This window comes from Streptomyces sp. NPDC054047, assembly GCF_055585065.1.
In genome coordinates, this window is record NZ_JBVJKV010000018.1 from 52048 (window position 1) to 72875 (window position 20828).

The 20828-nt window shown below is 69.5% G+C and carries 14 protein-coding genes; 4 read left to right on the forward strand and 10 right to left on the reverse strand.

Features of this window, described 5'->3' with window-relative positions:
• Positions 1-100 precede the first annotated feature (100 nt).
• Together ACZ6ZP_RS41015 and ACZ6ZP_RS41020 are read right to left on the reverse strand one after the other, a co-directional pair.
• Positions 101-706 carry a YdbC family protein gene (locus ACZ6ZP_RS41015; protein ID WP_351173569.1) on the reverse strand — a complete coding sequence of 202 codons (606 nt, stop codon included), beginning with the start codon at positions 704-706 and terminating at the stop codon, positions 101-103.
• A 33-nt stretch (positions 707-739) separates the two neighbouring features.
• Positions 740-1573: an arylamine N-acetyltransferase family protein gene (locus ACZ6ZP_RS41020; RefSeq protein ID WP_469410428.1), complete on the reverse strand. Its 834-nt coding sequence runs from the start codon at positions 1571-1573 to the stop codon at positions 740-742.
• 182 nt (positions 1574-1755) lie between these two features.
• Between ACZ6ZP_RS41020 and ACZ6ZP_RS41025 the strand changes: the two genes are divergently transcribed.
• A complete protein-coding gene (locus tag ACZ6ZP_RS41025) occupies positions 1756-2283 on the forward strand; it encodes a TerD family protein (RefSeq protein ID WP_361468256.1) in 528 nt (175 codons plus the stop codon).
• Between the two features lie 138 nt (positions 2284-2421).
• On the opposite strand, the gene ACZ6ZP_RS41030 is transcribed toward ACZ6ZP_RS41025, so the two are convergent.
• Together ACZ6ZP_RS41030 and nrdR are read right to left on the reverse strand one after the other, a co-directional pair.
• On the reverse strand, positions 2422-5319 hold the full coding sequence (locus tag ACZ6ZP_RS41030; RefSeq protein WP_351173560.1) for a vitamin B12-dependent ribonucleotide reductase: 2898 nt from the start codon (positions 5317-5319) through the stop codon (positions 2422-2424).
• A 135-nt stretch (positions 5320-5454) separates the two neighbouring features.
• Positions 5455-6009 (reverse strand): transcriptional regulator NrdR, encoded by a 555-nt coding sequence (gene nrdR / locus ACZ6ZP_RS41035; protein ID WP_351173557.1) that lies wholly within the window; start codon positions 6007-6009, stop codon positions 5455-5457.
• Between the two features lie 495 nt (positions 6010-6504).
• Here nrdR and lexA point away from each other — a divergent pair, with 495 nt between their 5' ends.
• Positions 6505-7287: a transcriptional repressor LexA gene (gene lexA, locus ACZ6ZP_RS41040; RefSeq protein ID WP_249587324.1), complete on the forward strand. Its 783-nt coding sequence runs from the start codon at positions 6505-6507 to the stop codon at positions 7285-7287.
• A 173-nt stretch (positions 7288-7460) separates the two neighbouring features.
• Here lexA and ACZ6ZP_RS41045 read toward each other — a convergent pair whose 3' ends face one another.
• The 5 genes from ACZ6ZP_RS41045 to ACZ6ZP_RS41065 all read right to left on the reverse strand — a co-directional run bounded on the left by ACZ6ZP_RS41045 (position 7461) and on the right by ACZ6ZP_RS41065 (position 16167).
• The gene (locus ACZ6ZP_RS41045) at positions 7461-9497 is read right to left on the reverse strand and encodes an ATP-dependent DNA helicase (protein ID WP_351173554.1); all 2037 of its coding nucleotides are present in this window, start codon (positions 9495-9497) and stop codon (positions 7461-7463) included.
• A gap of 40 nt (positions 9498-9537) precedes the next feature.
• Entirely contained in the window at positions 9538-11484 is a 1947-nt protein-coding gene (locus ACZ6ZP_RS41050) for an IucA/IucC family protein (RefSeq protein WP_469410429.1), read from the reverse strand.
• Positions 11485-11542: 58 nt separating this feature from the next.
• Positions 11543-12364 carry a GNAT family N-acetyltransferase gene (locus ACZ6ZP_RS41055; RefSeq protein ID WP_469410430.1) on the reverse strand — a complete coding sequence of 274 codons (822 nt, stop codon included), beginning with the start codon at positions 12362-12364 and terminating at the stop codon, positions 11543-11545.
• A gap of 36 nt (positions 12365-12400) precedes the next feature.
• Positions 12401-14527, reverse strand: a complete 2127-nt coding sequence (locus tag ACZ6ZP_RS41060; protein WP_469410431.1) for an IucA/IucC family protein — start codon at positions 14525-14527, stop codon at positions 12401-12403.
• 98 nt (positions 14528-14625) lie between these two features.
• Positions 14626-16167 (reverse strand): diaminobutyrate--2-oxoglutarate transaminase family protein, encoded by a 1542-nt coding sequence (locus ACZ6ZP_RS41065; RefSeq protein WP_469410432.1) that lies wholly within the window; start codon positions 16165-16167, stop codon positions 14626-14628.
• A 328-nt stretch (positions 16168-16495) separates the two neighbouring features.
• On the opposite strand from ACZ6ZP_RS41065, the gene ACZ6ZP_RS41070 reads away from it, so the two are divergent.
• Both ACZ6ZP_RS41070 and ACZ6ZP_RS41075 read left to right on the forward strand, forming a co-directional pair.
• Entirely contained in the window at positions 16496-17731 is a 1236-nt protein-coding gene (locus tag ACZ6ZP_RS41070; RefSeq protein ID WP_361468270.1) for a trypsin-like serine peptidase, read from the forward strand.
• A 192-nt stretch (positions 17732-17923) separates the two neighbouring features.
• A complete protein-coding gene (locus ACZ6ZP_RS41075) occupies positions 17924-19147 on the forward strand; it encodes a trypsin-like serine peptidase (protein WP_366463919.1) in 1224 nt (407 codons plus the stop codon).
• 139 nt (positions 19148-19286) lie between these two features.
• Here the strand turns inward: ACZ6ZP_RS41075 and hflX are convergent, their stop codons facing one another.
• Positions 19287-20786, reverse strand: a complete 1500-nt coding sequence (hflX, locus tag ACZ6ZP_RS41080) for a GTPase HflX (protein WP_361468276.1) — start codon at positions 20784-20786, stop codon at positions 19287-19289.
• Between the last annotated feature and the right edge of the window lie 42 nt (positions 20787-20828).

The window sequence follows — 20828 nt, forward strand, 5'->3', positions numbered from 1 at the left end:
TCCGCCGTCCGGGCTCCATCCGGCGTATACGGCCGCCACCCGCTCCCCCAGCCGCACTGTCACCCGCGCCGACGCCGCAGCAGGTCACCCCCGCGCGGCCTCACACCGTCCACGACGGCTCCAGTTCCACGATGTCACCGGCCAGCGCCGCGACATCGGCCTCCGTCTGGGCGCGCAGCGAGAGGCGCTCCACGCGTTCTCTTCGGTACTTGCCGTGCTCGGCGGCCGACAGCCACATCGACAGGACGAGGAACTCATGTCCGGGCGCCTCCCCGAAGAGCCCGCGCACCATTCCCGGAGAGCCCGCCATCGCCGGGTTCCAGACCTTCTCCTGCATCAACGCGAAGTGCTCGACCCGCGCCTCGTGGACCCGGCAGTGCGCCACCCGCACCACGTCGGCGTCCGCGAAGCGCGGCTCGAAGCCCGTCTTCACGTCGAAACGGTGGTCGAAGAGCTTGCTCTGGATGTCCTTGAAGGTGCCTGACTGCGTGGCGGCAAGCCGGTCGTGGGAGCGTGCCATGAAGGAGTCGTAGAAGGCCCGGCTCTCCCAGAAGGCGAAAACGTGTGCCACACCCGGCCGCTCCCGACTCCACCCTCCACCCTGTCCCCGGAACCCCGGCTCCCCCAGAAGCCCCGCCCACTTTCGCTGTCCCCGCTCGAACCCCCGTCGGTCCACCACGGTGCAGCGAATCCACTTGACCAGCACCGCGCCATCGTACGGCGCGGAGCGTGGCGCGGGTCACGCTCCGGCGTAGTGCATCCGGATCAGCTCGGCGCGGTCGTCGGCGTTCAGTTCAATACCGAACTCACGGTCGAGCACTTCCCCCAACTCCTGGGTGGATACGCCGCGTTCGTCCGAAGTGCCGTCCGGTCGCGCCACCGTCAGGCGCGCGCCGATCAAGGTGCGGCGCGCCTCCGGAGCCGCCCTCTGGATCACCGGGCGGCGGATGAATGAGGACATGGGGTGGGTCGATGTGTAGTGGTTCATCACTACGTAGTCGACGGGAAGGCGTTCTTCCAGTGTGTATTCGTAGAGATCGAACCAGCCGTCCGCCTCCTCGGTCCGCAACACCCGCGCACCGTTTGATTCCTGGACGATCCCGAACCGCCACTCTCCTTGTCGTACGTCCTGCTCCACGTCGCCCTCGTCCCCCATGGGGATCGGTTCGAGCAGCCCTTCGGCGCCGAAACCGACGTCACAGTGCCACTGGCGCCCGTCCGCCTCGACCCTCAGGAGCATGTGCGTCACCGCGCGACGCGACGAGGCACCCGCCCTGACCCGGGCGCCGAGCCCCTTGACGGCGAAACCGATCCGGTCCAGAGCCGCCGCGAACAGGAGGTTCTGCTCGTAGCAGTAGCCGCCCCTGCGCCGCCGCACGAGCTTGTCCTGCAGCGCCGGCAGATCCAGCGGTACGGGCCGGCCGAGCATCGTCTCCAGGTTCTCGAAGGGGATCGCCGCCACATGCGCCCGGTGGAGCGCACGGAGCGTGTCGAAGTCGGGCTTCGCCTCTCCTTCGTGGCCGAGCCTGGCCAAGTAGGCCTCGATGTCCAGTTCTTCCCCGTTCCATGCCATGGGCCCATGATCTACGCGCCCGCGTACGCCCGCCACCAGACCTGCCCGCGGCGGCCCAACAGCCTTACTGACCAGGAAACTTCAGCGATGTCACTCATTCGTCGTAGCGTGTCTGTAGGACACGTCGTGCGGACATGACTGGTGCGTAGGCGTCAGCCGGGACTACGAGGAGGGGGAACTCTGTGAGCAGTGTCAGCAAGGGGATCAAGAAGGTCGAGGTGGGGCTCAAATGGGATCCGAGCCCTGCCGGCACGCCTCCCCATGATCTCGACATCATCGCCGCGACGTACTTGGCACACGCTCCGTACGACAGCCCGGTGTATCTGGTGCACTTCGACAGCCGCGCCCCCGACGGGACGATCACCCTCAACAGGGACAGCAAGACGGGTCAGGGCTTCGGCTTCGACGAGGTCATGACCCTGGAGCTCGACCGTCTCGCGGCCTCGTACGCGCGCGTGGTGGTCGGGGTGGCCATACAGCCCCACGAGGAGCCCAAGGTGTTCGGCGACATCCCGAACACTGCGGTGCGCATCCGCGAGGGCTACACCGACCTCGCGCAGAGCGACCTCTCCACGGTCTCCGGGCACACGGCCGCCACGATCGCCGAGTTCACCCGGGACGCATCGGGGGCTTGGTCCTTCCGCGAGATCATCCGCGGGTTCGAAGCCGATCCGACGTCGTTCGCGGCGGTGATGGGCACCGAGTTCTGAGGACGGACGCGCCCGGGAACGAGGACGTGGCGCGGCGGGAAACGCCAAGGGCGGTGGTGCCGATTTCTCGGCACCACCGCCCTTGGCGTTCAGGCTTCGCTCCCGGCTAGTGCCCGGAGCTCCCGCTCAGTACGGGAATCAGCTGCAACCGCTGGTCGAGCCGCAGCCCTCGCAGATGTAGCAGGAGCCGGCCCGCTGCATCTTCGTCCCGCAGGAGAAGCACAGCGGCGCGTCGGCCTGGATGCCCAGCTGCATCTCCACGAGCTCGGCGCTGGTGTGCGCCTGCTGCGGAGCGGGCTTCTCGGCCTCGACCTTCGGCACGGCGACCGACTTCAGGACCTCGGGCTGCCGCGGGGCGGACTGGGCCAGGCCCTCGACGTCGACCTCGGACTCGTCCAGGGACGGCTCGTACGAACCGGTCTCCAGGTGCCGCTGACGCTCCTCGGCGGAGTGGATGCCGAGCGCGGAGCGGGTCTCGAAGGGCAGGAAGTCCAGCGCCAGGCGGCGGAAGATGTAGTCGACGATCGACTGCGCCATCCGCACGTCCGGGTCGTCCGTCATGCCGGCCGGCTCGAAGCGCATGTTCGTGAACTTCGAGACGTACGTCTCCAGCGGAACGCCGTACTGCAGGCCTACGGAGACGGCGATCGAGAAGGCGTCCATCATGCCCGCGAGGGTCGAGCCCTGCTTGGACATCTTCAGGAAGACCTCGCCGAGACCGTCGTCCGGGTAGGAGTTGGCGGTCATGTAGCCCTCGGCGCCACCCACGGTGAAGGAGGTGGTGATCCCCGGGCGGCCCTTGGGAAGGCGCTTGCGGACGGGGCGGTACTCGACCACCTTCTCGACCGCGGCACGGATCGTGTCCTCGGCCTTCTCGGTGACCTCGGCGTTCCCGTCGCCCTTCTTCTTGGCGGAGAGGGGCTGGCCGACCTTGCAGTTGTCGCGGTAGATGGCGAGCGCCTTGACGCCCATCTTCCACGCCTCGTAGTAGACCTCTTCGACGTCCTCGACAGTGGCCGTCTCGGGGAGGTTCACCGTCTTGGAGAGCGCGCCGGAGATCCACGGCTGGATGGCCGCCATCATCCGGACGTGCCCCATCGCGGAGATGGAACGCTCGCCCATCGCGCAGTCGAAGACCTCGTAGTGCTCGGGCTTCAGACCGGGGGCGTCGATCACATTGCCATGGTCGGCGATGTGGGCGACGATCGCCTCGATCTGCTCCTCCTGGTAACCCAGGCGACGCAGGGCCTGCGGCACGGTGCCGTTGACGATCTGCATCGAGCCGCCGCCGACGAGCTTCTTGAACTTGACCAGGGCGAGGTCGGGCTCCAGGCCCGTGGTGTCGCAGGACATCGCGAGACCGATGGTGCCGGTCGGGGCGATGACGGACGCCTGGGAGTTACGGAAACCGTTCTTCTCGCCGAGGCGCAGCACGTCCTGCCAGGCCTCCGTGGCGGCGGCCCAGATCGGCGTGTCCAGGTCGTCGACGCGGGGCGCCGTGGCGTTGGCGTCGGAGTGCTGCTTCATGACGCGCTTGTGCGGGGTCGCGTTCTTGGCGTAGCCGTCGTACGGGCCGACGACCGCGGCGAGCTCGGCGGAACGCTTGTACGACCGACCCGTCATCAGGGAGGTGATGGCGCCGGCCAGGGAGCGGCCGCCGTCGGAGTCGTACGCGTGACCGGTGGCCATCAGCAGGGCGCCGAGGTTGGCGTAGCCGATGCCCAGCTGGCGGAAGGCGCGGGTGTTCTCGCCGATCTTCTGCGTCGGGAAGTCCGCGAAGCAGATCGAGATGTCCATCGCGGTGATGACCAGCTCGACGACCTTGGAGAAGCGCTCGGCGTCGAAGGACTGCGTGCCCAGGCCGTCGTCCTTGAGGAACTTCATCAGGTTCAGCGAGGCGAGGTTGCAGGACGTGTTGTCCAGGTGCATGTACTCGCTGCACGGGTTCGAGCCGTTGATGCGGCCGGACTCCGGGCAGGTGTGCCAGGCGTTGATGGTGTCGTCGTACTGGATGCCGGGGTCGGCACAGGCCCAGGCGGCCTCGGCCATCTTGCGGAAGAGCGACTTGGCGTCGACCTCCTCGATGACGTCGCCCGTCATGCGGGACGTCAGACCGAACTTGCCGCCCTCCTCGACCGCCTTCATGAACGTGTCGTTCACACGGACCGAGTTGTTGGCGTTCTGGTACTGGACGGACGTGATGTCGTCGCCGCCCAGGTCCATGTCGAAGCCCGCGTCACGCAGGGCGCGGATCTTCTCCTCTTCCTTCACCTTGGTCTCGATGAAGCCCTCGATGTCGGGGTGGTCGACGTCGAGGATGACCATCTTGGCCGCGCGGCGCGTGGCGCCACCCGACTTGATGGTTCCCGCGGACGCGTCGGCACCGCGCATGAAGGAGACCGGTCCCGAGGCGTTGCCTCCGGAGGAGAGCAGTTCCTTGGAGGAACGGATGCGGGAGAGGTTCAGGCCGGCGCCGGAGCCGCCCTTGAAGATCATCCCCTCTTCCTTGTACCAGTCCAGGATCGAGTCCATGGAGTCGTCCACGGCCAGGATGAAGCAGGCGGAGACCTGCTGCGGCTGGGGCGTGCCGACGTTGAACCAGACCGGCGAGTTGAAGCTGAAGATCTGGTGCAGGAGGGCATACGCCAGCTCGTGCTCGAAGATCTCGGCGTCGGCGGGCGAGGCGAAGTAGCTGTAGTCCTCGCCGGCCTTCCGGTAGGTCTTCACGATGCGGTCGATCAGCTGCTTGAGGCCGGTCTCGCGCTGCGGGGTGCCAACGGCCCCGCGGAAGTACTTGCTGGTGACGATGTTGACCGCGTTCACCGACCAGAAGTCGGGGAACTCGACGCCACGCTGCTCGAAGTTGACCGAGCCGTCGCGCCAGTTGGTCATGACGACGTCTCGGCGCTCCCAGACCACCTCGTCGTACGGATGCACGCCGGGCGTCGTATGGATGCGCTCGATACGCAGACCCTTGCTGGCCTTGGATCCCTTGGCGCGGGAACCTCGTGCCGGGCCGCTCGTCGTCTCGGTCATGCCGCCTCCCTGTATCAGGCTAAAACGCCCTGAAGTGCCACGTTCTTCCCGTGACACGGTGTTGTCTGGTGCCGCGAAAACCCGCGAAGGTCACCGCAACAGGTCTGTGTGTGCCGCCGTCGGCCGTTCAGCCGGTCAGTCGGCGGCAGTGGCGGGCACCGGGACTTCGACAGTCCCTCCGGGCCCGCAGTCTTTCGCGCCGCGCTCGCCGCCGGCGCCCTGCGGCTCGTCGTCGAGCCGCTTTTCCCGCTGGTCCCTCAGCTCCCCGATGGCAGCCTCGAAGTCCTCGAGCGAGTCGAACGCCCGATACACGGACGCGAAGCGCAGGTAGGCCACGAGGTCCAGCTCCTGCAGCGGACCGAGTATGGCCAGACCCACGTCGTGCGTGGTCAGCTCGGCGCTTCCGGTGGCCCGCACCGCCTCCTCGACCCGCTGGCCGAGCTGGGCGAGGGCGTCCTCGGTCACCGGACGCCCCTGGCACGCCTTGCGTACGCCGTTGATCACCTTCGTACGACTGAAAGGCTCGGTCACGCCGCTGCGCTTGACCACCATCAGCGAACACGTCTCCACCGTCGTGAAACGACGGGAGCAGTCGGGGCACTGACGGCGCCTGCGGATCGACGTGCCGTCATCGGTGGTGCGACTGTCGACCACGCGACTGTCGGGGTGCCTGCAGAAGGGGCAGTGCATGGAACTCCCAACCCTCCTTCATGACACGACTCGTAGGCCTCAACAGGCCCATGAGGCCCTCGAAGCAGCCCCCAGCATAGGCGATGCCCGAGGCCTGAAAAGACCGGGGACCACAACTTCTGGGCTGTGGTTGCAATCCAACCACTAGATCTGGGGTTTGGCCGTAAATCCGACGCCATCGCGTGTCGCGTACTCGCGGCCCTCCGCGAACGATACGAGCCCGCCTCGCGCGCCGCACGGGAAGGGGGGCGGTGCCAGGTTGACCGCGCAACCAGTGGCAGTATGGGAGCCCCACTGAGGGGGTCACGACCCCGGCGGTGAAGCGTACCGTAATGAACCGAAATGCCATTCGGCTCGAACGTTAGCCATACACCCAGACGCATGATCACGGCAGGCCTTCTGCGATTTTTCACTCGAACGTGTGTTTGGCGCAACCTTTCGAAAGCAACTACCGTTGGCTAACTAGGGAGAACATCTCGAGAGGGGCCGACAGACGTGACCACCACCGCAGACAGCGCCACCATCACTGCCCAGGACCGCCAGAGCCGACTCGAGCCGGTGCATGCCATGAATGACGCAAGCACGAACCAGGAGGGCCCCAAGCCCACACGCTCCCTACCGGGCCGACCTCCTGGAATCCGCGCCGACAGCTCGGGGCTCACGGACCGGCAGCGCCGGGTCATCGAGGTCATCAGGGACTCGGTGCAGCGGCGGGGCTACCCGCCGTCCATGCGGGAGATCGGCCAGGCGGTAGGCCTCTCCAGCACCTCATCGGTGGCCCATCAGCTGATGGCCCTGGAGCGCAAGGGCTTCCTGCGCCGTGACCCGCACCGCCCGCGTGCGTACGAGGTGCGTGGCTCGGACCAGCCGAGCAGCCAGCCCACGGACACGGCAGGCAAGCCCGCCGCTTCGTACGTGCCGCTGGTCGGCCGCATCGCCGCCGGTGGCCCGATCCTCGCCGAGGAGTCGGTGGAGGACGTCTTCCCGCTCCCCCGGCAGCTGGTCGGTGACGGTGAGCTGTTCGTCCTCAAGGTCGTCGGCGACTCAATGATCGAGGCCGCTATCTGTGACGGCGACTGGGTGACGGTCCGCCGCCAGCCAGTCGCCGAGAACGGCGACATCGTGGCCGCCATGCTGGACGGCGAGGCGACGGTCAAGCGGTTCAAGCGCGAGGACGGACACGTGTGGTTGCTGCCTCACAACTCCGCGTACCAGCCCATCCCCGGTGACGAGGCGACGATCCTCGGCAAGGTCGTGGCGGTGCTGCGGCGGGTGTGAGCCTCCGCCCCTGACCGGGCCCCGGAACCAACTGCGCCGGTTCCGGGGCCCTGCTGTGTCCCGGGGGCTTCTGTGTCTCGGGGGGCTGCTGTGTCCGGTGGCACTGCTTCCGGACCTGCTGCGTCCGAAGGCCTACCGCGTACCGGCCCTGCTGCTTCCGGGCCGGTCCGCGCCTACTCCTCGCCGGCCTCGTCCTCGCCTGTGTCCGTGGCGGTGTCCTCGTCGGCGTCCTTGATCGTGACCGTGGCCTTCGCCGCCGCGTCGATCGCGGCCAGCGAGCGCCGCGCCTGATTGCGGTCCGTCGTGTACCAGAAGTCCGGCAGCGAGGCCTTCAGATAGCTGCCGTAGCGGGCGGTCGCGAGCCGCGGGTCCAGGACGGCGACCACTCCGCGGTCCGCGGAGGCCCGCACGAGCCGTCCCGCACCCTGCGCCATCAGGAGCGCCGCGTGGGTCGCGGCGATCGCCATGAAGCCGTTGCCACCGGCGTCCTCCACCGCCTTCTGGCGGGCGCTCATCAGCGGGTCGTCCGGGCGAGGGAAAGGGATCTTGTCCATGACCACCAGCTGGCAGCTGGCACCCGGCACATCGACGCCCTGCCACAAGGAAAGCGTCCCGAACAGGCAGGTCTGCGGGTCCGCCGCGAAGTTCTTGATCAGCTCGCCCAGCGTCTCCTCGCCCTGGAGCAGGATCGGCACGTCGAGCCGCTCGCGGAGCTCTTCGGCGGCGTTCTGAGCGGCGCGCATGGACGAGAACAGACCGAGCGTGCGCCCGCCTGCCGCCTCGATCAGCTCGGCCAGTTCGTCGATCATGTCGCTGCGCGTGCCCTCGCGGCCCGGCCGGGCCAGGTGCTTGGCGACGTACAGGATCCCCTGCTTGCGGTAGTCGAAGGGTGAGCCGACGTCGAGGCCCTTCCACACCGGGGCGTCCTCGGACTCGGTGCCCTCGGGGGCGAGCCCCAGGGAGGCTCCCACTCCGTTGAAGTCGCCGCCGAGCTTGAGGGTGGCCGACGTCAGAACCACCGAGCGGTCGCTGAAGAGCTTCTCCCGGAGCAGGCCCGAGACGGACATAGGCGCCACGCGCAGCGAGGCTCCGAAGCGGTCATGGCGCTCGTACCAGACGACGTCCCACTCGGAGCCGTTCGCGATGCGCTCCGCCACGTCGTGGATCGACTCGACGGACGCGAGGGCCTGCTTGCGTACGGCGTCCTCGTCCTGGACCGACTTGTCGCGGGTGGAGCCGAGCGCCGAGATCACCGTGCGGGCGGCGTCGCGCAGGGCCATCAGTGCGTACCCGAGGTCCTCCGGGACCTCCTCGAGACGGCCGGGGAGAGCCAGCTCCATCACGCGCTCGAAGCCCTCGGACGCGGTCTGGAGCTGGTCGGCGACCTTCTCGTTGACGAGCTTGGACGCTCGGCGCACCGCGCGGTTGACCTGGCCCGGAGTGAGCTCGCCGGTGGCGACGCCGGTGACGCGGGAGACCAGCTCATGGGCCTCGTCCACGATCAGCACTTCGTGCTGGGGAAGGACCGGGGCACCCTCGATGGCATCGATCGCAAGGAGCGCGTGATTGGTGACGACGACCTCGGAGAGCTTGGCCCGCTCGCGCGCGGCCTCGGCGAAGCACTCCGCTCCGTACGCGCACTTCGTCGCTCCCAGGCATTCCCTGGAGGAGACGGACACCTGGGACCAGGCACGGTCGGAGACCCCGGGAGTGAGGTTGTCCCGGTCACCGGTCTCGGTCTCGTCCGCCCAGTCGCGCATCCGCAGCAGGTCCTGGCCGAGCTTGCTGGTGGGGGCGGCGGCCTCGAACTGGTCGAAGAGGCCGGGGCCCTCCTCCTCTTCCTGCGGCACTCCCTCGTGGAGGCGGTGCAGGCACAGGTAGTTCGAGCGGCCCTTGAGCATGGCGAACTGGGGGCGGCGGCGCAGCAGCGGATGCAGGGCGTCCACCGTCCGCGGCAGGTCGCGCTCCACGAGCTGGCGCTGCAGCGCCAGCGTGGCGGTCGCGACCACCACGCGCTCGCCGTGCGCGAGGGCGGGCACCAGATAGCCGAGGGACTTGCCCGTGCCGGTGCCGGCCTGGATCAGCAGGTGGGAGCCGTCGTCGATCGCCTCGGCGACGGTCTCGGCCATCGTCACCTGGCCAGGGCGCTCTGTGCCGCCGACAGCGGTGACGGCGGCGTGCAGGAGCTCGGGAAGGGAGGGCTTTGTCATAGCGCGACCACCCTACGGGTCTCCACTGACAATCCCTCGATCAAGGCTGATGGAGGGGGTTCGGCACGCTCCCGTGCACGGCGGCGTGCGGGCGTTCGGGGCGGTCCCGGTAGCCGTCCAGGTGGAGCCGGTTGCGGTTGAGGCACAGCCGCTCGATGCGCGGGGCGAGCAGGTCGAACATCTCGTACCGCTCCTTGAGCCGCGGGGCACGCGCCTGATGGCGGAGGATCTCCGCGCGGACGAGCGACCAGAAGTCGCTCTCCGGGACGCCCAACTGCTCGTGGCAGAGCGGGGCGAGATAGCGGAAGACGCCCACGAAGAGCCCGGAATGGATGAACTGCGTGAGGAAGTCGGGGCGTTCGGTGAGCAGTACGTCCCTTACGTCGTCCGGCATCGACGTGTGCTCCGGAAGCGCCTCGGCGCTGACGTTGACGTCGTCGACGAAATCCTTCACCGCGAGCCGGACGGGTACGTCGTTGTCGTCGAAGACGACGATGGCGTTCTCCCCGTGAGGGGAGAACACGGTGCCGTACCGGTAGAGGAACTGAAGGAGCGGCGGCAGCAGCGCGGAGAAGAGATGGCGCAGCCAGACCTCAGGGGTGAGGCGCGAGCGCTCGACCAGCTCGGCGACGAAGGCCCTGCCGTGCGGGTCGGTGTGCAACAAGGAGGCGAGCGTGCGGGCGCGCTCATCGGGAGCGAGATACCGGCTGATCGGTTCGCGCCAGATGGCACCGAGCAGTTCCTTGTACTGGTACGGGACCTCGGGAAGGCCGTCGTACAGCGGGTGCGCGACGGTCACCGACGCGACCTCGCCGAGCAGGATCACCCGGCATTCGTCGCGCAGGAAGGGGTCGGCGTCGCGCAGGGCGTGCATCCAGGCGGTGACGGCGGGGGCGGCCAGGGTGCGCTCGGTCGGCAGCCCGCGCCACACCAGGGTGTTGAGGACCGAGAGCGGCAGCTTCACGGTGTGCCGGTCGGGGCGGGACACATTCAGGAACGTACGAATGGACTGCTGGGGCAGTCGCAGATCGCTGTCGGTGGTGAGCGGCACGATCGTTCCGGCGGCGACGGAAGGGGCGAAGAGGGGCAGGACGACGTCGTCCCATTGCCACGGGTGCACCGGCAGGTAGAGGTAGGCGTGCGGGTCGAGGCCGCGTGCCCTGAGTATGCCCGCGAAGGACTCCCTGGTGGCGGGGGTGAGTTCGCGTGCGTAGAGCCGCTCCGCGGTGTCCAGGCCGGAGACGCCTCGGTAGGCGGCGAGGTCGGTGTGGACCGCGATCCAGGGAAGCCGCGCGCTGAGGCGGGCCTCGGGGGCCCAGCGGGCGGTGTCACTGGCGGAGAACCCGATGCGGCCCTTGTTGAGGACGAGCCAGGGGTGGCCGGTCTGATGCCCTTCGAGTTCCGCGTAGCCGAGGTCGGCCAGCTGTGCCGCGGTGAGGGCGGTCCGGTCGAGCCGGGCGTCGGCGGAGAGCGTGACGGTCAGCTCGCGGATGAGGTGGCCGAGCGTGGCGCCGTCGATGCCCAGGGTGCGGCGGGCGCGGGTGAGGAAGCGGAGAGGGTCGTCGAAGGGGCGCGGTGGTCCCTCACCCTCGGCCAGGGCCAGGCTGGCGGGGTCGACGTGCCAGCTGCCGTACGAGCCGCGGCGGGCGCGGAAGAGGAGACGGGGGGCCGCCGGTCGCTCGTCCTGTGGGTGGTTCCCGTACCCGTTTGCGTCTCTGTCTCTGCCTCTGTCCCCATCGTCGCCGGCGCTATCGCCATCGGCATCGGCATCGGCATCGGCATCGGCATCGAGGCGGATGCTGTAGCTGTCCGTGTCGCCCGGCGGTCCGGTGGGGGCGGGCTCGATGATCTCTTCATAGGCGAACTCGCCGACCATTTTCGCGAGGAGGCGGCGCCCCGCCCTCGCCCATCTGTCCGGGGTCAGCTCGGGCGGGTCATGGAGAGCGGACGGTTCTCGGGACGTCGGGGGAACGGACGGATTCGGCACGGGGACTCCTCAGGGAGGGAACCGGATCAGGTCGAGCGGTGTACCAAGAGTGACGGGGTCATAGCACTGCGCGCAGGGCCCGGTCACGGACCATGAGCGCCGCGCGCTTGTCGGGGAGATCCACCTCGGCGGCAAAGCGGAAGCCGGCGCTCAAAAACGCGGAGACGGAGGGGGTGTTGCGCAGGTCGGGTTCTGCGATGACGCGTGCGCATGCGGCGCGACGGTCGAGCACAAGGTCGGCGACGGCTCTCAGCAGCGAGGTGCCGAGCCCCCGGCCGCGGTCGGCGACACCGCCGATGAGGAGGTGAAGACCGGTGTCGTGCGGGCGGGCCGGGTAATGGCGGGCCAGGGCGTCGAGGTCCGCGCGGTAGACCTCCCAGTAGCTCATCGGCGTGCCGTCCAGAACACCGAGGCAGGGGACGCTGCGGCCGTCGCCGTCGAACTGGTCGCGCAGATGCGCCTCCGTGACGGCATCGGGACCGGCCAGTTCCCAGAACGCCGCTACGGCGGGGTCGTTCATCCACCGGCTGATGAGAGGGAGATCGCGTTCGATGCGCACAGGGACGAGTTGAAAGACACCGGCAGAGGTGGTCGCGGGGCCCCAGTCGGCGACGTGGTCCAGCAGATCCTCGGCCGACGAGGCGGCCGTCGGTGCCGGTGTCTGGGCAGAGGCTGCCGTGCGCGTCTCGCCGCTCGCGCCGAACAGGGCGATGAGCTCGTCCGGGAGACGTAGGTCCAGGGTGTCCTGGACGTCGGCCCGGTCTGCCCGTTCGGTCTGGTCGGCCCGATCGGCCCTGCCGACGGTGGAGGACTCGGTGGCGGACTCGGGGGTGGTCTCGGTTCCGGCGTCGGTGCTCGCATCGGGGGGAGGCGGAGGCACGGCGTCGCTCCTCTCAGAAAGGGTCGGTCATGTTCCTCAGGAATGAAGGGGGTTGGCGATGGAGACGTAGACGGACTGGGTGTCGACGGGGCCCACGAGCTCGTCGAGCCCGCGCAGCCGGGTCAGCAGATTGGCCTTGCAGCGCAGCACGGGTGAGTCGAGAAGCAGAGCGGGCAGCGGCGAACGCAGCGGAGCGGGACCGGAGACGACGTCGCCGAGGAAGCGGCGGAACCCGGCGAGCAACAGCTTCTCGTCGGCCAGACGCTGGGCGCCCAGCGCTCCGATGAGGCCAAGGACGTTGTTGATGCCGAGGTAGTAGGCGAAGCGCTCGTCCGCCACCTCGTCGGAGACGAACGTGTCGCTGTGCTCGCCGATGCCGGGGAGCCTTCGGTCGAGTTCGGCGCGGCGGGACTCGCGGAAGTAGTAGCCCTGGTTGTCGCGGTAGCGGCCGCCCACCGGCCAACCGTCGGGGTCGAGCAGCAGGAGCGTGTTCTGCTGGTGGGCCTCCAGGGCGACACCTGCCTCGCTGTCCAGCCACAGCACGGGGCGTACGACGTTCTCCAGGTAGCGCAGGAACCACTCCGTGGCGACGGCTCCCCGGGGGCGGCCCGTCCGTCCGGCGAGGCGGGTGACGATCTCGCCGAGCCGGGAGCGCATCGGGGCGCGGTCATGCCCGGTGGACTGCGGGGACGGTCGGGGCGAGACGAGTCCCGCGATGCAGGTGACGTCGTCGCCGGGGCCGAAGGGATTGTGCCGGATCATGACGTCGAGCCCGGGGACGGGCGCGCCGTCGGGGCCGGTCACGGCGAGCCAGGCCGGGTCGCGGATCACGTCGAAGCCCGGGTGAGCCGCCTGCCACTGCTCGGCGAGGCCGCTGCGCAGCAGCCGGTGGACCTCGACGCCGCGGTGGAGTTCCTTGCGGAGATTCTCACGACGGGAGTTGGTGATGCGTAGGCCGAGCGAGAGCTTCAGCATGGCTGCGGCGCCCGAGCGGTAGAGGGTGCGCACGGAGGAGGTCGGGTACCACGGTGCGCCGTGGGAGCCGAGGTCCTGGAGGAGTCCGGCTTCCAGGAGCGCGGCGGTCGCGGGGCGATGTCTGAGCTCACGCATCTGCCACGGGTGCAGGGGCAGGGCGGCGCGGCCTTCCGGCAGCGGCAGGTCCGGGCCCGCGAGGCGGGCGGTGAGCTGCTCGGCAGGGAGGGTGCGGCCACGCTCGGTCCAGGCTGAGTCCGCGGCGAGTACGGAGGGGTCGACGGCGAGCCAGTGCAGTGCGAAGGCGCCGCGCAACTCCGGTGAGTAGAGCCGGGATTCGGTGTCGGAGAGCCCCTCGCGGCTCTTCGGCGTCGGGTGCAGGGGGTGGCCGAGGAGCAGGGACTGTTCGGCGGCGAGGAAGAGGTCGGGCTCGTCACCGGGGTTGTTCCGGCGGTCGGCGATGAAGGTCGCGGTGCGCCGCACCGAGTCGGCGACGCGGCCGACGAGGTCCCCTCCCTCGACCCGCTCGTCGTCGCTGCCGGCGCCGAGGAGGGAGTCGGCTCCGCTGCCGGTGCCGGTCCCAGAGCTGGTGCCGGTGCCGGTGCCGGTGTTAGAGCTGGTGCCGGAGTCGGAGTCGGAGTGGCCGGGCTCGCCTTGCACGGCGGCCTCTGCCTGCGCCCCTGCCTGTGCCTCTCCCTGCGCTTCCGCCCAGCCTTCCGCCCACCCCGCTGCCTGCGCCTCCGGATCAGCGGCTCCGCTGCGTTGGCCCGTCTCTCGGCCCAGGAGAGCGGCGACAGTGACGGCGTCGGCCGGGGGTGCGCTCTGAGGACCGTCCTCCAGGTACGGGAGGCCGAACCGGTGCCAGCCGGTGGTCGACCAGTAGTGCACGGGGACCAGCAGAGCGGTACCACTGGCGTCGAGCGGGATGCGCAGGGCGCCGTGCTCCGGGGCCGGGAAGTCGTTCTCGCGCACCCAGCAGCGCAGGAGGTTCTCGATGGCCGCCACCTGCGCGGCGGTGTGCGGATCCGGGTGATCCAGGAGGTCGGCGGTCGCGCCTCGCAGCTGCTCGGCCCGCCCGCCTTCCTTCTGCCGGGGGACCGTACCGGCCTCCGCCACCAGCGCGGATCGCTTGCCGCACGCGCCTGGGACGTGAGGTTGGGGTGGGCCTTCGGATGCGGGGGTGGCGTTCAAGAGGGCTTCCTTGTGGGGTCGTTCGGGCTCCGGGGCGACGGGTCGGAGCTGTGCTGATGTCTCTTGGCCGCCCGCGGGACGGCCGGGGTCCGCCGTGGCTATGCGTAGTGCGGGCGCGCTGCCGCGGAGATCGCCTCGGCGAGGCGGTCCAAGATCGCGGTCGCCTGCTCGTCCGTGATGGTGAGAGGAGGAAGGAGACGTACGACGCTGGAGTGGCGTCCGCCCAGCTCGACGATGAGTCCGCGGCTCAGGCATTCCCGCTGCACCGCGGCGGCGAGTTCGGGTGCTGGAGGAAGCGGCCGCGGAGAGCGGCCCAGGAAACTGACGGGCCCCGTAGACCCGGCGGATTCAGACGGCCCGGCCGATTTGGCAGGCGCGGCCGATTTGGCAGGCACGGCGGGTCCAGCGGGCATATGGCGCTCAGCCGGTACGCCGCTCGACGTGCCACCTGAGATAGCGGCCGAAAGGCCATCTGAGATGCCGAGTTGGTCCGCGCCGCCCGGGTCCACGAGTTCGACGCCGATCATCAGGCCGCTGCCCCGGACGTCGCCGACGCAGGGATGCTCGGCGGCCAGGGACCGCAGTTGGGCGAGCATGCGGGCGCCCAGGACTCCCGCGCGTTCCGCGAGGCCGTTCTCACGGACGTACGCGAGGGTGGCCGAACCGGCCGCCATGGCGAGCTGGTTGCCGCGGAACGTGCCCGCGTGGGCGCCGGGCGGCCAGACGTCGAGGTCGTCGCGGTAGACCACGACGGCCAGCGGCAGACTGCCGCCGATCGCCTTGGAGAGCACCATCACATCCGGGACGATGCCGCTGTGCTCGACGGCCCAGAAGGTGCCGGTGCGCCCGACGCCGGTCTGGACCTCGTCCGCGATGAGCGGGATCGAGCGTGCGGCGGTGATCTCGCGCATCCGGCGCAGCCAGTCGGCGGGGGCGGGAATCACACCGCCCTCGCCCTGCACCGGTTCGAGGATCATCCCGGCCGGATGCGGTACGCCGGACTTGGGGTCGTCGAGGAGGCTCTCGGTCCAGCGGGCCGCGAGTTCGGCGCCGTCCGCGCCGCCGATGCCGAACGGGCAGCGGTAGTCCTGCGGGTAGGGCAGGCGCGCCACGCGTACGTCCTGTGCGCCACCGGATGCTTCGAGCGCCCCCGCCGTCATCCCGTGGTAGGCGCCGGTGAAGGCGAGCATGCCGTCGCGCCCGGTCGCCGTACGCACGAGTTTGAGCGCGGCCTCCACCGCGTCGGTGCCGGCGGGGCCGCAGAACTGGATCCGCGCGCGGTCCGCGAGTCCGCGGGGCAGCGTGCGGAACAGCTCGGTGGTGAAGGCGTCCTTGACCGGCGTGGCCAGGTCGAGGACGTGCAGCGGCGCCCCCGAGTCGAGGACCTTTCTGATCGCTTCGAGCACGACCGGATGGTTGTGCCCGAGGGCCAGGGTCCCCGCGCCCGAGAGGCAGTCGAGGTAGCGCTGTCCGTCGGCGCCCTCGATAGTCAGACCGCGCGCCCGTACCGGCACGATCGGCAGGGCGCGCGCATAGGTGCGCGCCGCCGACTCGCGCGCCGACTGGCGTCGCAGGATCCCCTCGTGTGCTGCGGAGTGCGCCGCGGAAACCGCCGCGGGTGCCGGCTCGGTCACGGCCACGACTGTTGGTCCTCCCGCTGGGAATGGGCGCTTCCCACTCGATCTGGGCGAGCGCGCCGACGAGTTGGCAGGGGAGATGAACGCAGGCCGCCAGTCCCCCGTACGTACCAACGACGGGAGCTGCGGAGAAACACGGGTGATCGGAAGATCCTTGCCGTGACGGAACCGTTGCCGTTCCGTCGGCAGTCCCCTACGGCACCGGCATAGTGTGAGGTGCCGTTCATCCGCGGCAGGGTGTGCAGCGCCACGGAAGCACGGTGGCCGACGCGCCGTGCGGCACGCGGTGTCCGGCATGTGAACGATCTCGAAGCCCAGGGGGAATCTCTCTATGCGACCCATACGTCCGCTCAAGACCGATCGTCGTGGGAGGAGTGCCCGCGGCAGAACCTCCCCCGTGGCGGCGGCTGTCGCCATCGGCGCGGCGCTCGTTCTGACCGCGACGGCCTGTGGCCCGAGCGAGGACAACGCGGGCGACGAGCCGTCCGCCTCCCAGCCCGCCGACAACGGCAACGACGACGGCAAGGTCAAGATCCCCCAGGACATCCAGGACCGGCTCAAGGAGCACGGCATCGACCTGGACAAGTGGAAGGACGGGGCCTGGAAGAACTGGGACAAGGACGACTGGCTCCGCGAGGCCGGCGACTACGTCAACCCGATCATCGACGGTCTGTGGGACTCGGACCGCATGCGGGACGCGGACAAGAACCCCGACCGCGGTGTCGAGGACAACGACATCTCCGGTGACCAGGGCGTGACCGACCCGACGCCCGAGCCGGTGGAGGCGGCGGCCCTGAAGACGCCGTACGACGCCAGCGCCCCCGCCTCGGGCAAGCTGTTCTTCGACGGCCCCGAGGGCTCGATGGTCTGTTCGGCCACCGTCGTGAAGGACCCGGCGCACCCGGGCAAGTCCAACATGGTGTGGACCGCGGGTCACTGCGTGCACGCCGGCGCCGACGGCGGCTGGTACCGCAACATCGCCTTCGTGCCCTCGTACAACAACGGCGGCAAGTCGGCCGCCGAGTTGGAGAACGCCCCCAAGGAAGAGGTGGCTCCGCACGGCGTCTGGTGGGGTGACTGGGCACAGACCTCCGACCAGTGGATCGAGAAGGGCGGCCCGACGGGCGGCGCCGGCGCGCCGTACGACTTCGCGGTCATCCACGTGACGCCCGAGAAGGGCAGTGAGGGCCAGTCCCTCGAGGAGCAGGTCGGTTCGGCGCTCCCGGTGGACTTCAACGCCCCGGCCGTGCCCCAGATCGCCGACATGACGGCGACCGGCTACCCGGCGGCTCCGCCGTTCGACGGCCAGAAGGCGTTCCAGTGCGCTGACAAGCCGGGCCGGCTCTCGATCAGCAAGCCCGACCCGACGATGTACCGCATCGGCTGCACGATGACCGGCGGTTCGTCCGGCGGCGGCTGGGTCGCCCAGGGTTCGCAGGGCGAGCCCGCCCTGGTCTCCAACACCTCCATCGGCCCGGTGACGGCCGGCTGGCTGGCCGGACCGCGGCTCGGCAAGGAAGCCAAGGGCATCTACGGCGCGGTCAGCAAGAAGTTCGCCGACCAGTAGCCGCCCGGTAATCGCCTGATGTACGACGGCGGGGTCGCCGGAAACCTTCACGACCCCGCCGTCATTCGTCCCCCATCTCAAGGGCATAGTGGGGTGTCGCGTCGGCGGGGGCTCCCGGAGCTTCCACGCCGACACATGACAAGTACATGGCAATTGCAGCAATCACACGTTCAATTCGGGGGTTACAGCACCATGCGTTCCACTCGTGCGCCCTTCGCGCGCAGTCGCGGGCGGCGTCTCGCACTCGCCGCCACCGGGCTCGCCGCGACCCTGGCACTCACCGCCACGGCCTGCGGTCCCACCGACGACAAGGCCAGTGACAAGGCCGATTCCGGCACCTCCCAGGGCGCGGAAGGCGCGGACAAGGGCTCCGACACCGGTTCCGACACCAAGCTGCCCGGCGACATCGCCGACAAGCTCAAGGACCACGGCATCGACCCGGACAAGTGGAAGGACGGGGCCTGGAAGAACTGGAACAAGGACGACTGGCTCCGCGAGTCCAAGGACTTCGTCAATCCGGTCATCGAGGGGCTCTGGAAGCCCGAGCGGATGAAGGACGCCAAGGACCCGAACAAGACGATCGCCGCGAAGGACGCCGCCGCCGACCAGGGCGCGACCGACCCCGAGCCGTCGCCGGTCCAGGCCAAGCGCGAGAAGACGCCGTACCACGAGAACGCCGCCCCGGTCGGCAAGATCTTCTTCGACGCCCCCGAGGGCTCGATGGTCTGCTCCGGCACGGTCGTGAAGGACCCGCGCAACCCGGGCAAGTCCAACCTCGTGTGGACCGCGGGCCACTGCGTGCACGCCGGTTCCGCCGGTGGCTGGTACCGCAACATCACCTTCGTGCCTGCCTACAACGACCTCGGCAAGTCCGAGGCCGAGCTGAGCAACGCCGCCCCGCAGGAAGTCGCCCCCTACGGCCAGTACTGGGCCGACTGGGTCTCCACGTCCGCCGAGTGGATCGACCAGGGCGCCGCTTCGGGCGGTGCCGGTGCGCCGTACGACTACGCCGTGATGCACGTGAAGCCGAAGCAGGGCGCCAAGTCCCTCGAGGAGACGGTCGGCAACGCGCTGGCGGTCGACTTCACGACTCCGTCGGCGCAGAGCGTGAGCTCGATGGGCGCCTGGGGCTACCCCGCCGCTCCCCCGTACAACGGCCAGATCATGCACAAGTGCATCGACAAGCCGGGCCGTCTCTCGCTGACCTCCACCCAGCCGACGATGTACCGCATCGGCTGCACCATGACCGGCGGTTCGTCCGGCGGCGGCTGGTTCCGGATGGTGGGCGGCAAGACCCAGCTGGTCTCGAACACCTCGATCGGCCCGGCCGAGAACACCTGGCTGGCCGGACCGCAGCTGGGCAAGGGCGCCGAGCAGGTCTACGACATGATGAGCGAGAAGTACGGCTCCCAGTAGCCGCCCGGCAGGCGAGAGCCGCACCTGAACACATCGCGCGTGACGCGGCGAAGGCCCGCCCCCTACGAGAGGGGGCGGGCCTTCGCCCTGTGGTGCACACCGCGTGAACCGCGTGAACTACGCCTGCCGGGGCCTGCGCTCAGCCCGCGACCGGGACGTACGGCGTGAGGTCCGCCGCCAGTTCCTCGTGCACCCGCGCCTTGAGCAGCGTGCCCTCGGCGGTGTGCTCCTCGGAGAGCACCTCGCCCTCGGCGTGCGCCCGCGAGATGAGCTGCCCCTGCGTGTACGGCACGAGGGCCTCGATCTCGACCTCGGGCCGCGGCAGTTCGGCGTCGATCAGCGCGAGCAGCTCTTCGATGCCCATGCCGGTGCGCGCGGAGACCGCGATCGCGTGCTTCTCGTTGCGCAGCAGCCGCTGGAGGACCAGTGGATCGGCCGCGTCCGCCTTGTTCACGATCACGATCTCGGGCACGTTCGTCGCGCCCACATCGCGGATCACCTCGCGCACGGCGGCCAGCTGCTCCTCCGGCACCGGGTGCGAACCGTCCACCACGTGCAGGATCAGGTCGGACTCGCCGACCTCTTCCATCGTGGAGCGGAACGCCTCGACGAGGTGGTGCGGCAGATGCCGTACGAACCCGACGGTGTCGGCCAGGGTGTAGATCCGGCCGCTCGGCGTCTCGGCCCGGCGCACGGTCGGGTCGAGGGTGGCGAACAGGGAGTTCTCCACCAGGACGCCCGCGCCCGTGAGTCGGTTGAGCAGGGAGGACTTGCCCGCGTTCGTGTAACCGGCGATCGCGACCGAGGGCACCTTGTTGCGCTTGCGCTCCTGGCGCTTGATCTCGCGGCCCGTCTTCATCTCCGCGATCTCCCGGCGCATCTTCGCCATCTTCTCGCGGATCCGACGGCGGTCCGTCTCGATCTTGGTCTCACCGGGACCACGGGTCGCCATGCCGCCGCCACCGCTGGATCCGCCGCCGCCCATCTGACGGGAGAGCGACTGACCCCAGCCGCGCAGGCGCGGGAGCATGTACTGCATCTGGGCGAGGGCGACCTGCGCCTTGCCCTCTCGGGACTTCGCGTGCTGGGCGAAGATGTCGAGGATCAGGGCGGTCCTGTCGACCACCTTGACCTTGACGACGTCTTCGAGGTGGATCAGCTGGCCGGGGCTCAGCTCACCGTCACAGACGACGGTGTCGGCCCCGGTCTCGAGGACGATGTCACGCAGCTCAAGAGCCTTGCCGGATCCGATGTACGTGGCCGGGTCGGGCTTGTCGCGGCGCTGGATGACGCCGTCGAGCACGAGCGCGCCCGCCGTCTCGGCGAGTGCGGCCAGCTCGGCGACCGAGTTCTCCGCGTCCTGCACTGTGCCCGAGGTCCACACCCCGACGAGCACCACTCGCTCCAGACGGAGCTGTCGGTACTCGACTTCGGTGACGTCCTCGAGCTCGGTGGAGAGGCCGGCGACGCGGCGCAGGGCCGCGCGCTCGGAGCGGTCGAACTGATCGCCGTCCCGCTCTCCGTCGATCTCGTGGCTCCAGGCGACGTCCTCTTCCATCAGGGCATCGGCCCGAAGACCTTCGGGGTAGTTCTGCGCGAGGCTCTGCGCGTCCTGGGAAGGGGAAGAAGAGGAGGTCATTGGATCCTTACGTCGATGGGATTCGTCATAGTGGTCAACGCT